General features: G+C 46.4%; 1 protein-coding gene. It reads left to right on the forward strand.

Going from position 1 to position 642, the window contains the following annotated elements:
• A partial coding sequence (locus R7044_RS26085) for an FAD-binding oxidoreductase (protein WP_263857058.1) occupies positions 1 to 642 on the forward strand: 642 nt, incomplete at both ends.

Genomic DNA, 642 nt, shown 5'->3' on the forward strand with positions numbered 1-642 from the left:
TGACGTGTGTTGAGCGTGAAGAAATTGCTCAAGATTTCGTGACCTTATGGCTAGAACCGAGCAAAGGCTCTTTACCAAACTACTTACCGGGCCAACATTTGCCGATTGAGGTGGATATCAATGGTAAGAAAATTGGTCGTCGATATACCTTATCGTCTAGCCCATCTCGCCCTGGTCGCTATGCTATCTCCGTTAAGCGTATTGCGGGTGGCCGCGTGTCGAATGCCTTGTTAGACAACCTACAATTCGGTGATGTATTAGAGGCAGAAAACCCAGATGGTCAGTTCCACCTTAAAACGCATGATGCGCAGCCGCTACTATTGCTGTCGGCGGGCAGTGGTGTTACTCCAATGCTGTCGATGGTGCGCTATCTTGCAGACCACAATCAACTGAATGACGTGGTGTTTTACCATCAATGCCGTACTGAGCACGATATTCCATGTCGCTCAGAGTTAGAGCAATTAAAACGCGAACATTCAGGGCTGGAAGTGAAAATCTGTTTAACGCAACCAGCGGTGGATTGGTTTGGTCTTAAAGGGCGTTTAAGTCTGTCTCATATCAAGCAAATCAAAGACGTTGAACAGCGCCAAGTGTTTGTTTGTGGGCCTGATGGTTTCATGCAAAAAGCAAAAAACTTATTGT

The organism is Vibrio sp. 1402 (assembly GCF_033340275.1).